The sequence below is a fragment of the Herbidospora cretacea genome (genome assembly GCF_001570605.1).
GTDB lineage: Bacteria > Actinomycetota > Actinomycetes > Streptosporangiales > Streptosporangiaceae > Herbidospora > Herbidospora cretacea.
Genome location: NZ_BBXG01000005.1, coordinates 333,083 through 351,575, shown reverse-complemented (window position 1 = coordinate 351,575; position 18,493 = coordinate 333,083). Strand labels below are relative to the sequence as shown.

General features: G+C 68.0%; 20 protein-coding genes. 9 read left to right on the top strand and 11 right to left on the bottom strand.

What is annotated here, in order from left to right:
* Positions 1-36: 36 nt before the first annotated feature.
* Complete coding sequence (locus tag AW270_RS12615) at positions 37-840, bottom strand: MucR family transcriptional regulator (RefSeq protein WP_061294140.1); 804 nt, start codon at positions 838-840, stop codon at positions 37-39.
* 55 nt (positions 841-895) lie between these two features.
* Between AW270_RS12615 and AW270_RS12610 the strand changes: the two genes are divergently transcribed.
* The 9 genes from AW270_RS12610 to AW270_RS12570 all read left to right on the top strand — a co-directional run bounded on the left by AW270_RS12610 (position 896) and on the right by AW270_RS12570 (position 9,393).
* Positions 896-1,312: a Fur family transcriptional regulator gene (locus AW270_RS12610; protein WP_061294138.1), complete on the top strand. Its 417-nt coding sequence runs from the start codon at positions 896-898 to the stop codon at positions 1,310-1,312.
* Positions 1,313-1,478: 166 nt separating this feature from the next.
* Positions 1,479-3,077 (top strand): ABC transporter substrate-binding protein, encoded by a 1,599-nt coding sequence (locus AW270_RS12605; RefSeq protein WP_061294135.1) that lies wholly within the window; start codon positions 1,479-1,481, stop codon positions 3,075-3,077.
* On the top strand, positions 3,059-4,057 hold the full coding sequence (locus AW270_RS12600) for an ABC transporter permease (protein ID WP_245674683.1): 999 nt from the start codon (positions 3,059-3,061) through the stop codon (positions 4,055-4,057). Before AW270_RS12605 ends, AW270_RS12600 begins: the two co-directional genes overlap by 19 nt.
* Positions 4,058-4,107: 50 nt before the next feature.
* Positions 4,108-4,914, top strand: coding sequence for an ABC transporter permease (locus AW270_RS12595; protein ID WP_245674682.1), 807 nt, complete (start codon positions 4,108-4,110; stop codon positions 4,912-4,914).
* Positions 4,911-5,843 carry an ABC transporter ATP-binding protein gene (locus AW270_RS12590; protein ID WP_157521899.1) on the top strand — a complete coding sequence of 311 codons (933 nt, stop codon included), beginning with the start codon at positions 4,911-4,913 and terminating at the stop codon, positions 5,841-5,843. The genes AW270_RS12595 and AW270_RS12590 overlap by 4 nt, the downstream gene beginning before the upstream one ends.
* Positions 5,830-6,465, top strand: a complete 636-nt coding sequence (locus AW270_RS12585; RefSeq protein WP_061294129.1) for an ABC transporter ATP-binding protein — start codon at positions 5,830-5,832, stop codon at positions 6,463-6,465. The genes AW270_RS12590 and AW270_RS12585 overlap by 14 nt, the downstream gene beginning before the upstream one ends.
* Before the next feature lie 214 nt (positions 6,466-6,679).
* A complete protein-coding gene (locus AW270_RS12580; protein WP_157521897.1) occupies positions 6,680-7,324 on the top strand; it encodes a hypothetical protein in 645 nt (214 codons plus the stop codon).
* Positions 7,321-8,100, top strand: a complete 780-nt coding sequence (locus AW270_RS12575) for a HoxN/HupN/NixA family nickel/cobalt transporter (protein ID WP_061294125.1) — start codon at positions 7,321-7,323, stop codon at positions 8,098-8,100. Before AW270_RS12580 ends, AW270_RS12575 begins: the two co-directional genes overlap by 4 nt.
* Positions 8,101-8,388: 288 nt before the next feature.
* A complete protein-coding gene (locus AW270_RS12570) occupies positions 8,389-9,393 on the top strand; it encodes a hypothetical protein (protein WP_061294123.1) in 1,005 nt (334 codons plus the stop codon).
* A gap of 154 nt (positions 9,394-9,547) precedes the next feature.
* On the opposite strand, the gene AW270_RS12565 is transcribed toward AW270_RS12570, so the two are convergent.
* The 10 genes from AW270_RS12565 to AW270_RS12520 are packed head-to-tail and all read right to left on the bottom strand — an operon-like array spanning position 9,548 to position 18,038.
* Entirely contained in the window at positions 9,548-10,201 is a 654-nt protein-coding gene (locus AW270_RS12565; RefSeq protein ID WP_061294121.1) for a hypothetical protein, read from the bottom strand.
* A gap of 10 nt (positions 10,202-10,211) precedes the next feature.
* A complete protein-coding gene (locus tag AW270_RS12560; RefSeq protein ID WP_061294119.1) occupies positions 10,212-11,087 on the bottom strand; it encodes a carbohydrate kinase family protein in 876 nt (291 codons plus the stop codon).
* Between the two features lies 1 nt (position 11,088).
* Positions 11,089-11,526, bottom strand: coding sequence for an NUDIX hydrolase (locus tag AW270_RS12555; protein WP_061294118.1), 438 nt, complete (start codon positions 11,524-11,526; stop codon positions 11,089-11,091).
* Positions 11,527-11,543: 17 nt separating this feature from the next.
* The gene (locus AW270_RS12550; protein WP_061294116.1) at positions 11,544-12,683 is read right to left on the bottom strand and encodes a radical SAM/SPASM domain-containing protein; all 1,140 of its coding nucleotides are present in this window, start codon (positions 12,681-12,683) and stop codon (positions 11,544-11,546) included.
* Positions 12,680-13,381: an adenylate kinase family protein gene (locus AW270_RS12545; protein WP_061294114.1), complete on the bottom strand. Its 702-nt coding sequence runs from the start codon at positions 13,379-13,381 to the stop codon at positions 12,680-12,682. Before AW270_RS12545 ends, AW270_RS12550 begins: the two co-directional genes overlap by 4 nt.
* Positions 13,378-14,337 carry a GNAT family N-acetyltransferase gene (locus tag AW270_RS12540; RefSeq protein WP_061294112.1) on the bottom strand — a complete coding sequence of 320 codons (960 nt, stop codon included), beginning with the start codon at positions 14,335-14,337 and terminating at the stop codon, positions 13,378-13,380. Before AW270_RS12540 ends, AW270_RS12545 begins: the two co-directional genes overlap by 4 nt.
* Positions 14,334-15,140: a class I SAM-dependent methyltransferase gene (locus AW270_RS12535; RefSeq protein ID WP_061294110.1), complete on the bottom strand. Its 807-nt coding sequence runs from the start codon at positions 15,138-15,140 to the stop codon at positions 14,334-14,336. The genes AW270_RS12540 and AW270_RS12535 overlap by 4 nt, the downstream gene beginning before the upstream one ends.
* Positions 15,137-15,913: a methyltransferase domain-containing protein gene (locus AW270_RS37655; protein WP_063819185.1), complete on the bottom strand. Its 777-nt coding sequence runs from the start codon at positions 15,911-15,913 to the stop codon at positions 15,137-15,139. The genes AW270_RS12535 and AW270_RS37655 overlap by 4 nt, the downstream gene beginning before the upstream one ends.
* Positions 15,910-16,548, bottom strand: a complete 639-nt coding sequence (locus AW270_RS39510; RefSeq protein WP_061294106.1) for a hypothetical protein — start codon at positions 16,546-16,548, stop codon at positions 15,910-15,912. Before AW270_RS39510 ends, AW270_RS37655 begins: the two co-directional genes overlap by 4 nt.
* On the bottom strand, positions 16,545-18,038 hold the full coding sequence (locus AW270_RS12520; protein WP_157521893.1) for a Rossmann-fold NAD(P)-binding domain-containing protein: 1,494 nt from the start codon (positions 18,036-18,038) through the stop codon (positions 16,545-16,547). The genes AW270_RS39510 and AW270_RS12520 overlap by 4 nt, the downstream gene beginning before the upstream one ends.
* Positions 18,039-18,493: the final 455 nt, after the last annotated feature.

Here is an 18,493-nt window from a genome sequence, read left to right as displayed (position 1 = left end):
CTTCTCGTCGTCTTCGCTGGAGGCGGCCGGCACCCATCAGCCCGGAGGTACGGCCGGTCTGCTCGACCGCGCGCGGCCCTCATGATCACTCCGCTCCGAGAGCCGGTCCTTCACCCACGGCACACTGCGGTTCAGCTCGGTCGCGAGCTGCTGGAGACTCGCCCCTTGCGAGCGGCGCTCGTGTAGCCATTGGTGCAGGTCGGTGGTTCCGACAAGTGCGGCCGCGCGCGCGATGTTGGAGGCGATCCGCGAGCGTCGTCCCGTGTCGGTGTTCACTCCGATGGCGCGCAACGGGATGTCGGCGGCCAGCAGGGCGTTGCGCAGGGTGACGCGGCTGACGCCGAGCAGGGCCGCGAGGTTCTCCATGCTGGTCTGCCTGTCGACGTACAGCGTGCGCAGCCCGGCGGCACTGTCGGGGAAACCGGCGTCGGCGAGCGCGGTGCGGAGCCGCTCTTGCGTGGTGCGTGAGCGGGTGGCGCGCCCGTCTTTCAGTTCCCTCAACTGGGAGGTGCGACGTTGTGGACTGTCTCGCCTGGTCAGAGTGTTGAGCTCTCCAGATCGGGCCAGTTTCTGGCCCGTTCCGAGGTTGGAACGGGTGGCCGGAGAGCGCCGGTACAGCCGCTGCTGGCGGTCACGGCGGGTCTCCGACAGCTCTTGGGAGGTGAGTGCCTTGGTCGCGAACAGGCCGAAAGCCTCCCGGTAGGCGTCGGCAGTCAGATCGTGGACCCGGATGTGGCTGCCCAGGGCGCGGAAGGACCGCCCGCACAGGTGGCACTGCACCTCGCCGGTCACCTCGTCGCAGGCGAGTTCACCGATGCGCCCGTGGACGTCGCCGTCCATCTCGACCTCCAGTTGCAAAGAGCTCGCAATAGCATATCTATCGCAACTGAGGGAGGTGGACCGCATCGAGACCGACCAGATGCTGGCCGATCGAGGACTGCGCCGGACCGGGGCGCGGATGGCCATCCTGACGATTCTGGAACGGACGAACACACACCACAGCGTGTCGACGCTGGCCCAGCTGGCGGCTGCCGTACGGCCGACCATCAACGCGTCGAGCGTCTACCGGAACGTCACGGCGATGACCGAATCAGGCGTGCTGCACTGCATCGAGTGGGCGGGGGAGTTGCTCTATGGCCTGGCCATAACCCCGCACCATCACCTCATCTGCCAACCCTGCGGCACGTTGCTGGAGATCCCCGCCGGCGACCTGGACCGCACCGCCGCCGACCTGGCGACCGGACGGCGGTTCACCCTGAACCAGGCAGGTCAGCTGCTTCTCGGCCGCTGCCACCAGTGTTCCGCCGCCTGAATGTGGTCAGGCAAGGCTGCGTTGTCTGCTTGCCGGCTCCGGATCTCATCTCGCTGGGGTGACCGCCTTCACCGTCCGGGCGCCACCCCAGGCTGGGCGTTGTTTGTTACCTGATGTACTTGCGACAGACTTGCAATAACAAGATGATCGCTTTACCTTCACTCCCGTGAAGCCCTTTCGTGTCAGGTTCGCCCGTCTCGCTCCGCTCGTCCTAATTGCCTCGCTGGCCCTCGGTGCTTGCTCCGCGCCGACGGTTCCCCAGACCTCGTCGAGTGGTTCGGCGGACGACACGTTCGTCCTCGGGATCCCCTCCGAGCCCGCCACCCTGAACCCCGTTCTGGGTTACGCAGTCGACGGCGGTGGGCTCATGTTCGACGGGCTGCTCAGCCGGAACGCCGATCTCTCGCTCAAGCCCGCGCTGGCGGACGCGATGCCCGCGACCGACGGTGAGACGGTCACCTTCACATTGCGCAAGGACGTCAAGTTCCACGACGGAACCCCGCTGACCAGCGCGGACGTGGCTTACACCTACCAGGCCGTCATGGACGAGAAGAACAACTCCAGCATCCGCGGCGACTTCGCGGCGATCGAGTCGGTGGACGCGCCCGACGCCTCGACCGTGGTGTTCCACCTCAAGTACCCGTACGCCGCGATCCTGCAGCGGGCCACGCTGGGCATCGTGCCGAAGAAGCTGCTCGACGGGCAGAGCCTGGAGAGCGCGCCGTTCAACACCAAGCCGGTCGGCACCGGGCCCTACAGCTTCGTGTCCTGGACGCCCGGCGACAAGCTCGTCGTGAAGGCCAACCCGACGTACTGGGGCGGCGCACCCGCGATCAAGAACCTGGTGGTCGCCTACGCCGGTGACGACAACGTACGCGCCACCCGGATGGCCGCCGGGGAATTTGACGCCACCGTGCTGCCGCCCAAGGCCGCCGCGCGCTTCGACGGCCAGCAGGGCCTGACGGTCCACAAGGTCGACAGCGCCGACTATCGGGGCGTCATGTTCCCCTTCGGCCAGCCGGTCACCGGTGACCTGGCGATCCGCAAGGCGGTCAACCTGGCCCTCGACCGCCAGGCGATGGTCGACACCATCCTCGCCGGTGCGGGCGAACCCGCCTATGGCCCGATCGCGCCCGGCACCACCTGGTACAACGCGGCCATCGCCGGGTCTCCCGCGCCTGACCAGGCGCAGGCCACCAAGGTTCTCGACGAGGCCGGCTGGAAGGTCGGTGACGACGGCGTCCGGGTCAAGGACGGCACCCGGGCGAGCTTCACCCTGATGTACCCGGCGGGCGACGCGCTGCGAAAGGACCTCGGCCTGGCCGTGGCCTCCGACGCCAAGAAGGTCGGCATCGACATTGAGCTCGCCGGTCTGGACTGGGACGCGATCGAGCCGCGCATGAGCAAGGACGCCTTGGTCATGGGCTACGGCGCCCCCTACGACCCCGACTACACCAACTATGAGCTGTTCCACTCGACCCTCGCCGGTCAGGGTTTCTTCAACCCGGGCTTCTACAAGGTCCCCGAGGTCGATGCGCTGCTCGACAAGGGCCGCGAGGAGGCCGACCCCGCCGTCCGCAAGCAGACCTACGACGCCTTCCAGCAGCGCATCAGCGACGACGCCGCCTGGGCCTACCTCGTCTACCTCAAGCACGTCTACGTGGTGCGCGGCCAGTGGACCGGGATCGCCCCCTCCGTCGAGCCGCACGAGCACGAGACCGGTGGCCTGTTCCGCAACATCGCCGAGTGGAAGCCGGTCGCATGACCCGGGCGCTCGCCCGGATGGCGCTCTGGCGGCTGGCGTTCACCGTGCCGCTGCTGTTCGCCGTCACCTTGGGCATGTTCGCGCTGGCCAAGGCGTCACCGTTCGACCCGGTCAAGCAGTATCTCGGGGTCCGCGCGCTCACGACGAGCCCCGAGATCACGGCCCAGATCCGCGAGAACTGGGGCCTGGACAAGCCGGTCGCCGAGCAGTACTTCACCTGGCTTGGCAACCTGGTGCAGGGCGACCTTGGCGAGTCGCGCAGCATGCACCGGCCCGTGATCGAGGTGATCGGCGAAAGGTTCGGCTGGACGCTGCTCGCCACGGGCTGCGCCCTGGTGCTCATGCTGGTGGTCAGCCTCGCCGTGGGCGCGCTGGCCGCCTGGCGCCGCGACTCGTGGCTCGACCGCACGATCACCGGCACCGCCTACGCCAACGAGGCCGCGCCGGTGTTCTGGACCGCGCTGATCGTGATGTGGATCTTCGCCGTCAAATTGCAGTGGCTTCCGCCGGGCGGGCTGACCGACCCGGCCGCGACGACGCTGGAGTTCGGTGACGTGTTGCACCACATGGTGCTTCCGGTGGCGGTGCTGGCGTTCTCGCAGTCGTCCTGGTTGCTGCTGTTCGTGCGTGAGTCGCTGATCACGACGCTTCGGGAGGACTTCGTGCTCGGGGCTCGCGCGCGTGGGCTGCGGGAACGCACTGTGGTGGTGCGGCACGCGCTGCGCTCGGCGCTACTGCCGTTCATCACGCTCGTCGGGGCACGCATCCCCGAGCTGGTGACCGGCGCGATCCTGGTCGAGACGGTGTTCTCCTGGCCGGGGGTGGCGTCGGCATCCGTAGAGGCCGCACTCGCCGCGGACTTCCCGCTGCTGGCGGCGCTCACTCTGCTGGCCACGCTCGCCGTGGTCATCGGCAACCTGATCGCCGACAGCGCCTATGTGATCGCCGATCCGCGTGTGCGGGTCCTGGGGGTGAGCTGATGACCGCGACGCTCCCGGCAAAACGAAAGGTCCGGTCTCGACGGACGTCCATGCGCATAGCGGCGGGGGTGCTCGTCGTGCTCGCGCTGGCCGTGGTGGTGGTTCCCCTCGTGGTCCAGCTCGACCAGCAGCTCGTCGACCTAGGGTCGGCCAACCAGGCACCCTCGTTCGCGCACCCCTTCGGCACCGACGAGGTCGGGCGCGACGTGCTGCTCCGGGTGATCTACGGGCTGCGCGTCTCCCTGCTGATCGGCCTGGTCGCGGCCCTGGTGTCGATGACCATCGGCGCTGTCGCGGGACTCGCCGCCGGCATGCTCGGTGGCTTCGCCGACCGGGTCATCATGAGGGTGGTGGACGGCTTCAACTCCGTACCCCACCTGCTGTTCGGCATCTTCATCGTGGCGCTGTTCTCTCCCAGCGCCACGGCGGTGGTGGTCTCCGTCGGGCTCACCCACTGGACGACCGCCGCCCGGATCGTCCGCTCTGAGGTGCTCACGCTGCGCGCCCGGCCGTTCGTCGACGCCGCGATCTCCGGCGGATCGACCCGGCTACGCGTCGTCCGGCGGCACTTCCTACCCCACCTGATGCCGCACATCGCGCTGGCATCGGTGCTGATGGTCCCGCACGCCATCTGGCACGAAACGGCGCTCAGCTTCCTCGGCCTCGGCCTGCCCCCGCACCTCGCCTCACTCGGCAACATGATCAACGACGGGGCGCGGTCGCTGCTGGCCGGAGACTGGTGGGCCTCCCTGTTCCCCGGCCTGTTCATCCTCGTCCCCACCCTGGCGATCTCGGCGCTCGTCCAGTACTGGCGCGACCGCACCAACCCGCGCTGGCGATCGGAGCTTCAGCTTTGACCTCCTCGTTGACCGTCCACGACCTCTCGGTGCGGTTCCACCTCCCCGGCGCGACCGTTCACGCGGTGAGTGAGGCCTCCTTCGAGGTACGTCAGGGCGAGTGCCTGGCCCTGGTCGGCGAATCGGGCTGCGGCAAGTCGGTGATGGCCCACGCGTTGATGGGCCTGCTGCCGGGTAATGCGACCGTGTCCGGGTCGGCCTGGCTGCGGACCGAAGGCGCGCAGCCGCTCGACCTGATCGCCGCGCCGGAGAAGGTGCTCGCCCGGACCGTGCGCGGGCGCCGGATCGGCCTGGTCCCGCAGAGTCCGGCCTCCCACCTCACACCGGTCCGCACCGCCCGCGCCCAGCTCACCGAGGCCCTGCGCGAGCTGGGCAGCCAGGCCTCGGCCGACGAACTCGCCGGACGGGCCGGGCTCGACCCGGCCCAGCTCGACCGCTACCCCCACCAGCTGTCCGGCGGCATGGCCCAGCGCGTCGTCAACGCCATCGCCCTCGCGGGCGACCCGTGGCTGATCGTCGCCGACGAGCCGACCAGCGGCCTGGACCGGCCGCTCGTCGAGGCCACCATGGCCGAACTGCGACGCCTGGCCGACGATGGCCGTGCGGTCCTGCTCATCACCCATGACCTGCGCGCCGCCGAACAGGTCGCCGACCACATCGCGGTCATGTACGCCAGCCGCGTCGTCTCCCACGCCCCGGCTGCCGAGTTCTTCGCCGGACCACGTCACCCCTACGCGGCCGGCCTGCTGGAGGCGCTGCCGTCCCGAAGCTTCGTCCCTATTTCCGGCCGACCGCCGGAACTCACCGACCTGCCCTCGGGGTGCGCGTTCCGGCCCCGCTGCGACCGATCCACCGCCGCCTGCTCGGACCTCCCCAAGGCCGGACCGGTGGCTTGCCATCACCCCTTGGAGCATCATGTTGCGCGCTGACGGCATCACCGTCGCCTACGGCAGGCAGCGGGTGCTACGCGGTGCCGACCTGGAAGTGGTGCCCGGCGTCGTCACCGGGCTGGCCGGGCCGAGCGGCTGCGGCAAGTCGACCCTGGCCCGAGTGCTCGCCCTGATGCTACGCCCCGACGCGGGCAGCCTCAGCATGGACGGGACCGAGATCCACCGCTGGCGCCACCGGGCCGCCCGCGACCTGCGCACCCGGGTCGCGCTGATCTTCCAGCAGCCCCGCCTCGCCGTCGACCCCCGGCTCACCCTGCGCGAGATCGCCGAAGAGCCTTTCCACGCCACCGGCCGCCCGGTCGAGGACCTGACCGACGACGTGGGCCTCACCCCCGAACTGCTGACCCGCCGCCCTCACGAGGTCTCCGACGGCCAGCTTCAGCGCGCCTGCGTTGCCCGCGCGCTCGCGCTGAAGCCCCGGTACGTGATCTGCGACGAGATGACCACCATGCTCGACGCCTCCACCCAGGCCCACCTCGTCGCCCGCCTGGAGACCTACCGGAAGGAGACCGGCGCCGGCATCCTCGCCATCACCCACGACGAGGAGTTGCTCACCCGTTGGACCGAACCCTCTGGAGGGCCGACCGTTCGCATGTCGTGAAGGTCAGTTGAAGGCTGTATTCGCAAACGGCACTCTTCAGGAGCAAATCGGACGTTCATTCGCTGGTTGCTCTCTCGTCGCACGCCCGCCGACGGCACCTGGCTGAATGTGATCGCTCGCTCTTCTGGGCGGCGACACTCCGCCTGTCCCTCCTCCCGGACGCCACCTGAAGATCACGAGTTGATCATCAAGCCGGGTTCGTGCAGGAGAACGCGTGAACATCCCAACCCGCGCGGTGGCGGCCGTGCTGCTCGTCGCGGCCGTACTGCCGGTCATGGCGGGCCTCGCCGCGCCCGCCTCCGCGCATCCTTTCGGTGCGCCGCCGACGGCGCGGATCAGCGCCACCGGTACGCAGGTGGCGATCCACTACAGCGCGAGCGCCGACGACTGGTTCGCCCTCGGCACCGCCAAGGGCGCGTTCAAGGAGGCCGCGCCCCAGCTCACCGGCGAGGAGAAGCTGGAGCGCTCCTCCGTCGTCCGCGACTACCTGCTCAGCAGCATCGCGGTGGCGCAGGACGGTAAGCCGTGCCCGGGGAAGATGGCATCTTTGGTCGGGGTGACCGACAACGGCGTCGAGTTCAGCTATGCCTGCGGCAAGCCGGTCGACGAACTCGACGTCACCCTGAAGGCCTTGACCGACCTCGACAGCAACTACCGCACCGTGCTCATGTTCGAGCCGCCGGTCGAACAGGCACAGATGCTCTTCACCTCGAAGACCACGACCCAGCACCTGAGCTTCTCCGGCCCTGGAGTCCCCGCGACCACCATCGTCGTCGCCCTCTGGCTGACGTTTGTGGTGGCCGTCGGGATCGGCGTCATGGTCGTGCTGCGGGTACGGAGCAGGAGGAAGTCGGCATGACGGGTCTCAACGGCTTCGACAGCCGGTTCGTCGCGTTCTTCGACGGCGGTGGCGCGTTCTGGCTGACGCTGGCCATCGCATTGGGCGTCGGCGCCATGCACGCCGTGGCCCCCGGGCATGGCAAGAGCGTCACCGCCGCCTATCTGGTCGGTGTCCACGGCCGCTACCGCGACGCCGTCCGACTCGGCGTCATCGTCGCGATCATGCACACGTTCTCCGTGCTGGTTCTGGCGCTGCTCTGGGTCGGCGTCTCCGACATCGCCGGAATGGGCACGGAGTCCATCACCGCCTGGATGCAGGTCGTGGCCGCCGTCGTCGTCATCGGGGTCGGTGTCCACCTGACCATCCGCCACCTCCGCCAAAGGGCGCACGCCCATGGGCGCGGACACGGTCATGGCCATGGGCACGGACATGGTCACGGCCACGGGCATGGTGACGTGCTCACCGACCCGTGGTCTCGGAAGGGGCTGATCGCGCTGGCCCTGTCGGGTGGCCTGCTGCCCTCACCGTCGGCTTTCGTCGTTTTGGTCAGCGGCCTGCTCACCGGTCGCGCCCTCGACGTGGTCATCCTTGTCCTGGTGTTCGGCCTCGGCATTGCGTGCACACTCACTGCGGTAGGCGTCGCCACAATCCGCGGCTACAGCCTGCTTGGCCGCAGTCTGAGAGGCAGTTCGGCCGCCGCCCTGTCCGCCTGGATCCCAGTGGTGGCGGGCGTCGCTGTCGCGATCGTCGGCTGTGTGTACCTGACCGGCGCGCTCTTCGTCCTCACCGCATAACGGCTCGCTTGGCCGCTGCTAATCGGCAACGAGGTTGTCCAGCTACCTCCCTGACCGTGAGGGCGAGTCGATCTGAGCGCGCTGATCCCCAGATCTTCTGCCTGAGGTGAAGCGGGCAACTCCCCCGGAGTGAAACGAGGTCTCTCCAGGGGAGTGGGAGCGCGAACCCCGGCAAACAGCGGGTCGGGAGATTCTCCTGATATTCAATCTTGGATGTCCTATCGTGACGATTTGTGTCCATTTGTTGAGTTATCAGGGACTCCAGGGAGAGGGTTATGCTTTCTGGCTATGCCGAAGCGTTCGACGCCCTTTCAAGTCGTGGTCCGTCTCGTCCGTGAGCTTTACGCGGATACAGGGGCGACCGTCACGGAATCCAAGGAACTGTACGACCGGTCGGCGGGTGTCTACCGCGAGGTCGACGTCGTCGTAGAGGGGAAGTTCGACGGAGAGCCGATCTGTATCGGCATCGAGGTGTCGGAGCGGACCCGTCCGCTCAATCTCCCGCAGGTCGAATCACTGATTCAAAAACACGAGGATTTGCCGACCGACAAACTTCTGATCGTCTCGAAAGCGGGCTTCTCGGCGCCGGCCCTGGCGAAGATCGCGAAGCACGCGCCGACGGTCAGGGCGCTCAAGCCCAAGACCATCGAGGTGGATGGCAAGCCGGTCAGCACGAAGTTCTACGTCGAAGCGATCGGGTACGACCCGACGTCTTGCACAGCGCTCGCTCGAAGGCCGGACGGGACGGGGATCTGCGGCGAGGCCGAACCGCACGTGCCGGTATTCGACAAGGAGGGACTGGACAAGGGCCCGATGGCTTTCCTGGCACTCGAGCTTTTGAACCACCCTGACGTCGTGGGCCATATTCAGATGACGGCCCACGAGCACCCGGACAAAGAGGAAGTGACCAGCTTCACCGTGGGGGTTCCCCTCGCGGTCCTTGGTTACCAGCTCATCGACGAAGCGCTCGGTGAGCGCATTCTTCTGGAAACGCTGATCATCGAGGGGAATCTCCGTATCGCTCAGAGCGAAGTACCGCTCGTCCATGCCGAACTCGATGGGAAGGAGTACAGCGCGGCCGAGGCTCCGATAGGTGGGCGTCCGGCCGTTTGGGTGGGTGTGACCGACCCGGTGGAGCAGACGACAAAGATCAAGTGGCAAGCGACGGACGGTAAGAAGCCGAAGCCGCCGGTGGAGCCGAGACCCATCTGTTTCCCTGAGGTCTCCAAACTGCGGTTCGTTGAGAAGATGCCGATGCCGCAGATCACGGTGGTGTCACCAGACGCCAGTTGACGGCGGATGTGGCGAGGTAGGCCCATCTCCTGCACAGAGAATGGCTTGGGGGTTAAGGCAGCCGGTAGGCGCTGTGAGCTGGGTCCGGGGCGGGACTTCCGCCCACCGCTCAACCAGCGAGCCGATTGTGGCCCGAACAGCAGGTTACGGCTGGTCAGATGAGGGCGAGTTTCTCCAACCGAGCCGTGCAGTCGGCGATCATGGCGGGGGACATGCGCTTGGCGGCGGCCTCGACTGCCGACTCGGTGGCGGCGCCGTACTGCCACCAGACCTGGCCGGTGGTGCGGTCGGTGACGAGGAAGCGGTCCTTGACGGCCGGTCCTCGCACGATGAGGGAGACGGTGTCGGGCTGGGCCACGGCGGCGTGGACCATGCTGTGGTGCAGGGTGTAGCCGGGGCCGGGCTGTTCGGTGCGGACCATCAGGGGCTGGAGCGCGGCGACGTCGGTGGTGTCGTCGAAGCCGTCTTCGGTGCCGTACAGGGTGTGGGTGTAGCTGCCGGAGAGCAGGCGGGCGGAGTAGGTCCAGCGGTGGTTGTGGGGCCGGTCGTAGTGGTCGGGGCCGAACAGGTGGAGCCTGACGCGGAAGCCGGACGGGTCGTCGTGCAGGACGAGCTTGTCCAGGATGTCGTAGTGCTCGCACAGGCTCTGGAGGTGCTCGTCGCCGGACACCGCTTCGACGGCCTGCCGCAGCGCGCTCGTGTCCTGGGCCAGGGCGGAGAGCAGGTCCCCGGTGACTGCCTCGACTTGGGCGGCGTTGTTCCAGTCCAGTTCGCGCAGGGCCGGAGTGTAGGAGTCGATCAACGTCATGCTGGTTCTCCTAGTGTGGAAGAGACAGTGGTGACGGGCTGGGCGAGCAGTGTTCGGTGCCGGTCCGGCAGGCGTGAGTCAGGCAGTCCTTGATGTCGCTGCCGGCGAGATGGGCGACGGCGAATCCGGCGGAGAACGCGGCACCGGCTCCGTGGGTGTGCGCAATCGGCCCGGTGCCTGCGGGCTCGTGGTGAAAGCCGGTCTCGGTACGGGCGATCACGCCGTATCGGCCAAGGGTCACGAGCGCGACCTGTGGGCGAAGCTGTTCGTAGAAGCGGTCGGCGACGGTCTCGGCCGTGTTCGCCTCGTCGTCGGGGAGGCTGGTTTGAACGGCGACGAGGTCGGTGCCGACAGCGGCTTTCTGGATGGCCGGGTGGATCGGATCGCCGCCGAGGTTCAGCATGAGCGGGCCGCCTGAACGGGTGACGTGGCGGATGGCTCGGACGGCCGCGTCGGTGATGATCTCGTAGCAGTCGATGTAGGCGAGTCGGGCGGGGGTGAGCAGGGACAGGTCCGCTCCGAGAAGGTCAGCGGTCGCCGAACTGAGATGGGCGAACCACGTTCTGGTGCCGATCCTGTCGGTGATCACCGTCAGGTTCGGCGTGACCGTCTCAGGTCGGGTGGAGATGCGGTGGCGGACCTCATAGCGCTCGAGTTGGGCGAGGAGGTCGAGTCCGACGGTGTCTTCGCCGACGTCATTTCCGCTGAGGGTCACCCGCAGGCCCTGGCTGGCGGCGGTGATGGCGGTGATGGGTCCGTCGCCAGCCAGGGACTGGTGGGCATCGTGGACCTCGGCGCCGGTGTCGGCCGCCGGGTAGCGGTCGACGGTGAGCAGGCGCGCGGCGGCGAGGTAGCTGAAGCAGGCGAGGTCCACGATGCTGGTCATGTCAGGACCAGCCGCGCTCGGAGTACACGTCGCCCTTGATGTAGTGGGCGAGGGCCTCGGCGGCGTAGGGGATCATCTGGTCGGGGAGCGCGTCGAGGGGGAACCAGCGCCACTCGGCGCATTTGTCGGGCTCCATGTTGGTGATCTCGCCGGTCCACTGTTCGGCCTCGTAGAACAGGGCGGTGCGGGCGTCGTTGGTGTAGTGGTGCATGAGGTGGGCGAACTGGATGTTGCCGGGTTCGATCGTGACGCCGATTTCTTCGGCGGCTTCGCGGAGGGCTCCCTGGCTGGCCGACTCGCCGGGGTCGAGGTGGCCGCTGGGCAGGTGCCATGACCCGTCGGCGTAGCCGGTGTTCTGCCGCTGGCCCAGCAGGACCTGGTCGCCCTGGCGGAGGATGAGGTGCAGGTCCACGCAGGTCTTGTAGCGCTCGCTCGACATAGGTGCTCCTTGGTGGGTCAGTTGGCCGGGGTGGATTTCCACAACCGGCAGACGGGGACGATGTCCGGCTCGGTGCAGGAGGCGGCGCCGTCGATGAGTTCCTCGGCGGGGCAGCCGCCCATGCACGAGGCGGTGGCCTTGCAGTCGCCGCAGGCGGCTTTGGTGAGGGCTCCGGTGAACAGGTCGAACTCGTTGGGGCCCTTGTTGATCTCGATCTGGCCGTTCGTGCTGGTGGCGTAGTTCAGTTCGGTGTCGAACAGGAAGGAACACACGTAGGCGCGGCCGTCGGGAAAGATCGAGATCCGGTCCAAGGTCCGGCCGATGCAGCCGCGATAACCCTCCGCCTCGTAACGGGGCATTTCGGAGCGGCGGGCGAAGGTCGGCTGGTACCAGACACGGGTCTGGTGGTTGGCGGCGATCGGCGGGAGTTCGTCGCAGAACTGGAGCCACTCGGTGGGGTTCATGCCCCAGGACTCGTTGTCGTGGCCGCGGCCGATGACGGAGAAGACGTGGAACTTGACCAGGCTGACGCCGAGGTCGTCGGCGATGTTCAGCAGGTTCAGGCAGTCGCTCTGGTTGGCCTTGTTGACGGTGCAGATGATCCGGGTGTCGAAGCCGCGCTCGGTCAGTTCCCGGATGGTCTCTAGCGTGGTGGTGAAGGTGCCTTCGCCGCGGACGGCGTCGTGGGTGTCGGGTGATCCGCCGTCCATGCTGATCTGCACGTACGCGAAGTCGGACGGCTCCAGACGCCGGAACTTCCTGGCGGCCGGGCCCAGGCCGTTGCTGGTAGTGATGACGTGCTCGTACCCGAGCTCGCCCGCTAGTCGGATGGTGTCCTCGTAGCGCGGGTGGAGGGTGGGTTCGCCGCCGAGGATGGTGAGCTTGGAGCCGCCCATCTGGCGCCAGGCGGTGAGGTTGTTGCGGATCTCCTCGAAGGGCATCTTCAGGGCGCGTTCCAGCCGCTGGCCCATGTAGCAGGAGCCGCAGCGGAGCTGGCACGCCTCGGTGATGTAGAGGTACACGTTCCGGAACCGGCCGTAAGGCACCCGGTCGATACGCCTGACCTCGGGGTCGTCGGCGGAGGCCGGCATCCTGGCGTGGCCGTAGGCGTCACCTCTGGATTTGATCGTTGGCATGGGGAGGTCGACGGAAGTCACTGGCCGCTCCTGGTCGATGGGGAGGTGGAGACCGCGTCTAAAGCTGCCGAGAGGACTTCGTCGGCGGGATGGCGGCTGTCGATCGTGCGCCAGGGAATCCCGTGGCCGGTGAGGGCGGTGTAGATCTCAGGCAGGCAGGTGGTGAAGCGCTGGGTGCGAGCCAAAAGCCGCTCTGGAGCGTCGTCTTGACGCTTCAGTAGCGTGTTGCCGCAGCTGGCGCAGGCACTGGTGGCGGTGGCTTGGGCAGGCCTATGCGGATGGCCCGTGCTCGCGGGCTCGCAGTGGCGGCACACCCACCGGAGTTGAGCGCGTTGCTGGGCGGTGGGCCAATCGGCGCGGAGGTGGATCGCTGTCACCGGGGTGTCCAGGCGAATCAACAAGTCCGCCAGATGGCGGGCCTGGAGCCCGTTGCCGGGGTAGCCCTCGAACACCACCGGTGTGTCAGCAGGACGATACGGGCCGGAGACGGCGTCGTGCACCAGCTGGATGGCGACCTCGTCGGGGAGCCAGCCGAGCGAGTCACGGCTCGTACCGTCCAGAGCCGCGGATCCGGCTTCGGAGAGGCTCTGGACGTATTCGCGCAGGCGGAACAGCCGCGCGTTGCACCTGTCCACAAGCTGCCGGGACAAGGTGCTCTTTCCACTTGCGGGCGGGCCGAGGAGGATCACCGTTAACTGCAGGGTGGGTGGGGAGGTCACGGGCCCCTCCGGATGGGACCGGCAGGAGCCTGGAAGTAGCGGATCTGTCCTGCCGGGGCCAGACCGACCGAGCGCAGGTCAGCCCGCAGAGCAGGATCACTGTCCGGGACGATCGCCCGAGCCACGACGGCGTGATGACGCACCCCTGCGGTGAGAGCGGCCGCGATCAGCGGCGGGGCCACCTCGGTCCGGTCGATGTCCGGGGAGATGAGCACGTCAGCCAGTAGCGCCTCGGCGGGTTCTGCGGGGTCGTCGTGGGCCAGCGGATACATGAGGGCCGCCCCGTAGAGGTCGCCGCCAGGTCCATCCACGATGAGCAGGCCGTCGGAGACGAACCTTTCGTCTGCGCTCCAGCGCCGGTAGGTGTCCTGAGCGATCTGCCGTCCGTGGTCGGGATGAAGAGCCTGGTACAGGCGGCTCAGCGCGTCGGCGTCGGCGTCAGCGGCTTCGGCCCGCCGCACCCTCACCCAGTCGCGGTCGAGGAGAGGCGGCAGTGAGCCGAGATCGGCTTTCAGCAGGGCCGCGGTGGAGCGCGGCTGCCATCCGGCCTTCTCGAAGAACTCGTAGCCGTGCTTCCGGGCTTCAGGGATCTCGGCGGTGAGCAGGATCGTCTGCCCGTCGGGCTGGAGTGCGGTCGCCTGTTGTAGCAGTGCCGTACCGAGTCCGCGCTTCTGGCAATCGGGCGCGACGATGGGGCCCCACAGACGGGCCGATGAACCCGGCCCGGCGGCATACCGAAGAGCCGCCGCAGCGGCCAGCGTGCCGTCGCCGAGACGGGCCAGGAGCACGGTGGTCGGCTGGGCGTTGCCGCTGGGGCGAAGTCGGGAGCGCACCAGAGCGGAGGTCACCGGCCGCTGGTCAGGCCAGCCACACATGGCGGCGTACCCAAGGTCCGCGAGTTCCTCGTCCAGGGCGGTCCCCGGCGAGTAGGCGATGGTGTTGATCGAGGCCGTCATGGGTGCCTCGGTTGGGTGGCGGCTATGCCGACGCAGAGGCTGCCGCGTCCAGTCAGGAAGGCCGGGTGGAGAGCCAAGGCGATCGTGGGAGGCGCGCTACGGGTGAACAGATGAACCTGGCCGAAGCTGCTGCGGAAAGCGTCGGCGATCTGGTCGGGAGAGGTGAACGGGCTGGGCCTGGAGAGACGGCGTAGCTGTTGCCGGGCGAGCTGTACCCGCTCAGCCGAGGCCACAGGCCAGGTCGCGGCGGTAAGAGCCTGTCCGGCGCGGCCGATCCGGTCGTACTCCAGGTGACCGGCCGGACCGGCGATGCGGGTGGTGTAGAGCAGCAGGCCGTCCTCGGACAACAGGCCTGCCAGGCGGGCGATCACTGCTTCGCGGTCGGCGGAAGTGGGCAGCAGCGACAGCAGCCCGTCGGTGACGATCAGGTCGAAAGCCCCGGATACTCCGTCGAGCTGCGGCGCTTCGGATCGAAGGGTGGAGACTCGGGCGCCTGTCTTCTTCGCCCAGGCGTTGATGAGAGTCAACGGGGTGGGGCAGGTGTCGGCCACCGTGATCTGAATGTCGGGCTGAAGCTCGGTGAGGATCTGCGGCATGGTCTCGTCTGAAGAACCGCACACCAAGGCCGTCGACGGCTGCCTGTCGTCGAGGGCCCGCCTGTAGAAGGCGCCGTGCCAGCGGGGATTGCCCTTCAGACCCGCCAGCCGGAACAGCCGCCACGAGGCGTGGTAGGAGAAACAGCCCGGGGCGCAGTTCTGGCGGGCGGCCGACCAGGCGCCCCTGATCGTGAGAGTAGTGGTCATTGTTTGCGCCCGATGAGGTGGAACAGGCGGGCGATCTGCCGGTAGGGGTCACGGCACCCGGCCTGCCATTCGGCCTCCAGAACGTAGTCGAACCCTTCTCCAACCGGGGCATCGCCCAAATGGTCGGTGAACACCCGAACCCCGTACCACTGGGAGGTCGTCACGCCGGCCTCGCCGAGGATCGTCTCGACCGCGGTGAGGGTGTCGGCCCGGCTGCTCACCCCGAGGTTGCCCTCGACGGAACCGGCGCCCATGATCGCGACGGCGTCCGCCCACCGGCCCTCCAGCCCGGGACGCATGGCCAGCCCGTTCGCGTTCTTGGTCAGCAGTGACACCAGGCCGCTCGGCCGGACCGCCGCTGCGAGGTCGTTAAGGAACGTGTGCGGGTCTTCGGCGTACATGAGCACCCCGTGGCAGCACACGAGGTCGAAGCCGTTCTCGGCTAGGTCCCTTGCTTGGTCAGCGGTGCCTTCAACCAGCGTGACTCGGGCGCGGACCTGGTCGCTTTCGGCTGCCAGCCGGTCGGCGGCCCGTTTGTGCATGCCCGGGTCGGGGTCCAGCAGGGTCACCTGGTGTCCGGCCCGTGCGAGCAGGACGGCCTGGTGGCCGTCGCCGCCGCCGATGTCCAGGACCTGCTGGGGGTCGGCGGGCAGGTTGGTGCGCAGGGCGCGGGCGACCAGGGCGTGACGGAGCGCGCCGCGCAACCTACCGGCGTGACGGGCATAACCGGCCGACAGATCAGCCCCGGATGCCGAGGTCCAGCTGTTGCTCACGGGTGGGTCTCCTTGGTCGAGAGCAGGGAATCGAACAGGGCCTGGTGCTGAAGTACCAGGCGGATCGACAGGTAGCGGGTCCGCAGCAGTTCTCGCAGTACGCGACTGGCCGGTGTGTCGGGGAGGGTGCCCTCGCGCACGGCACGGCGCAATGCGATCAGCTGGGGCACACACGCTTCGACTTTTTGCAGATTGATCGGGTGACCACGGTCCAGCCAGGAGCCGAGCCGTTCTGCGGTCATGACCTCCCAGACCACGGTGTCTCCCCAGACTCCGTCGGGTCCTGCGGCGGTGACCAAGTGGGGGATGCGGAGCAGCCGAGGTTTGGGCAGTGTTGGTGGCAGCGGGCTCGTCACGCACGCGGCTTCTCCGCTGCGGCGGCCCCGGACCGTGCTCAGGTGTTTGGAGAAGGCCAGCGCCAGGCCGGTCCGCGCGAGTGCCGTGCCGGTAGGGGCGATGGCCACGGCCTCGACCCAAGAGCGCCGGGCCGAGGTCAGCGCGAGTCGTACAGCGGCGGCCGGGTCGTGTTCTTCGTGCCAGACCCGTCGTCGTGCTCCGCTGGTGACGACCCCTGGGCTGAGCAGGCCGCTGGCGTCTTGGGCGGTGAAGAGCCGCTCGCCTTGGGCGGTGATCATCGCAGGGCCTCGGGGCCGAAGCGTGCGTAGTAGCGCTCAAGCAGGCCACAGGACTCCAGGACCCGATCGGAGGCGGCCACGTTATGCCCGGCGGCGAAGCCGTGATCAGGCGCGGCGAGGGTCGAGGCGGCCACCAGAAGGCTGGCGAGGATCAGGTCGGAGTACATGTTCGGCAGCGACTCGGCGTGGTGGAAGTTGATGGGGAAGCCGTCGCCCACGAGCGTTGCCTGGGCGCCCGACGGTAGGTGCAGCCGGGTTCCCAGGACCCCTTCGTCGGTGACTCTCCGTGCCTCATCCGTCAGTTCTGCGACCGCGAACTCACGGTTGCGGGAGGTCGTGGACACCAGGTAGCAGTTCCGGGTGATGGCGGCGGCGTGTTCGCCGCGTAGACCGGTCCGGCCGGTGCAGCCGACGATCAGCAGGGGGCGGTGATCGCTCAGGAGCGTGCTGAGGCACCGGTTGGTGAGGAACCCGCGTTCGTGGGCCGCGATCAGGCGAACCAACTGCCGGTCGTGGACGGCCACGCGCATGCGGCGGGATCTCAGCACGTCGGCGATGTGCTCGCCGATCCGACCGAACCCGACCACGAGGGCGGGCTGGCCTTCGAGCTTTTCCTCGGGCAGGAGGCGCAGCAGGTTGCGGACCGCCGCGTCGGCGATGCCGTAGCACTCCACCGTCGCCTTCAGCCGCGACTCGGCCACCGAGAAGATCGGCAACGGAATCCGGCCCTCCCATGGCTCCAGCCGGGTGATGCCCGAGATCGTCTGCTCCACCAAGCCGACGAAGTGCGAAAGCAGGTCAGGGCGCTGTTCCAGCAGAACGGGCAGCGTGTAACCGCCGTCGTCGACCAGCAGGCCCCGCAGGCCGAGCCCGGTGGCCCGCTGGGCGTGATCGTCCAGGGCGTTCGCCGCGTCCGTCCACGGCCACACCGCGATGCCCTGCCGGGTCAGATGGGCATCGACCCGGTCGGTGTGCCGGTACGGATACCCCTTGTCCAGCACCGTGATGGCCTGTGCGGGAACCCCCATCGCCAGGACCGCTTCCACCATCACCAGGAAGTCGGTCATGTGATGAACCGTCAGCACCGGCGCCACCGACGACAGACACCCCGGCGGCAGAAACGCTGACAGTTCGCCCGTCAACGGCATCTGATCGCGCAGCACGTTCATCTCGGTCGTGGTGAACGGGATCCGCCGCACCGCTGCAAGGGCTTCCCGCGCCTGGTCGGTAGACAGCCCTGCTGTCTCCTCAAGGATCAGAGTCGCCGTGTAAGAGCCCTCGGCGTGCGCCTTCGGCTGGGCCGGCGAACCGATGAATAGGCGGACTGATCCCCCTGTCCCCAGACACAGGCGCAGGCCCGCATCGTCTCGGGCCACCTCTCCGATGTCAGCGGCTTTGCCGATGGCCTCGACCACCGTGTCACGCACCATAGCCAGATCTGCGGCATCACCACGAAACTCAGCGGATGCGACTCGCTCTTCGAGGATCATCGGCCTTCTCCCGTCCTCCGCCGCGCCGAGCTGGGAGACGAATCGGTCAGGAGAGTGCACCTGCCGTTCGTATTGGCCAAGAAGCTGGTCACCGCGTGTGCTCCCTACTGCCCATGTCGTATGCCGCACGTTGTCTTGGTGGAGAAGAACCTGACTTGCTCTCTCCGTTCGGCTTGGTTGGATGGCGGGGCGGGTGAGCAGCCTGGCTGCTGCTCTCCCACCCCGCCGTCAACCGCCGGACCGACCGTCAGCGCTCGTGGGGGGCACACACGCTGACCGCATTACCTGGGCCACGGAAACCCAGATCGATCGGCCCAGCGGGAGCTCATCTGGGCGGAGAGACGGTTCGTGCTTCGCTGCCTGCCTTTCACCGGATGGCGGGGTGGGGAGCTCCCTCCCTCGATTCCCCACCCCGCCCTTCCGCCCGCCAGATCCACCGCGGGTGCTCGGGGGAA

What these genes read in the sequence shown, in the direction of transcription:
- AW270_RS12570 (WP_061294123.1), top strand. Translation starts at nt 8,389, where the DNA reads ATGCCGAAGCGTTCGACGCCCTTTCAAGTCGTGGTCCGTCTCGTCCGT.
- AW270_RS12585 (WP_061294129.1), top strand. Translation starts at nt 5,830, where the DNA reads ATGTTGCGCGCTGACGGCATCACCGTCGCCTACGGCAGGCAGCGGGTG.
- AW270_RS12595 (WP_245674682.1), top strand. Translation starts at nt 4,108, where the DNA reads ATGCGCATAGCGGCGGGGGTGCTCGTCGTGCTCGCGCTGGCCGTGGTG.
- AW270_RS39510 (WP_061294106.1), bottom strand. Translation starts at nt 16,548, where the DNA reads ATGATCACCGCCCAAGGCGAGCGGCTCTTCACCGCCCAAGACGCCAGC.
- AW270_RS12535 (WP_061294110.1), bottom strand. Translation starts at nt 15,140, where the DNA reads ATGACCACTACTCTCACGATCAGGGGCGCCTGGTCGGCCGCCCGCCAG.
- AW270_RS12565 (WP_061294121.1), bottom strand. Translation starts at nt 10,201, where the DNA reads ATGACGTTGATCGACTCCTACACTCCGGCCCTGCGCGAACTGGACTGG.
- AW270_RS12520 (WP_157521893.1), bottom strand. Translation starts at nt 18,038, where the DNA reads ATGATCCTCGAAGAGCGAGTCGCATCCGCTGAGTTTCGTGGTGATGCC.
- AW270_RS12540 (WP_061294112.1), bottom strand. Translation starts at nt 14,337, where the DNA reads ATGACGGCCTCGATCAACACCATCGCCTACTCGCCGGGGACCGCCCTG.
- AW270_RS12555 (WP_061294118.1), bottom strand. Translation starts at nt 11,526, where the DNA reads ATGTCGAGCGAGCGCTACAAGACCTGCGTGGACCTGCACCTCATCCTC.
- AW270_RS12575 (WP_061294125.1), top strand. Translation starts at nt 7,321, where the DNA reads ATGACGGGTCTCAACGGCTTCGACAGCCGGTTCGTCGCGTTCTTCGAC.
- AW270_RS12560 (WP_061294119.1), bottom strand. Translation starts at nt 11,087, where the DNA reads ATGACCAGCATCGTGGACCTCGCCTGCTTCAGCTACCTCGCCGCCGCG.
- AW270_RS12615 (WP_061294140.1), bottom strand. Translation starts at nt 840, where the DNA reads ATGGACGGCGACGTCCACGGGCGCATCGGTGAACTCGCCTGCGACGAG.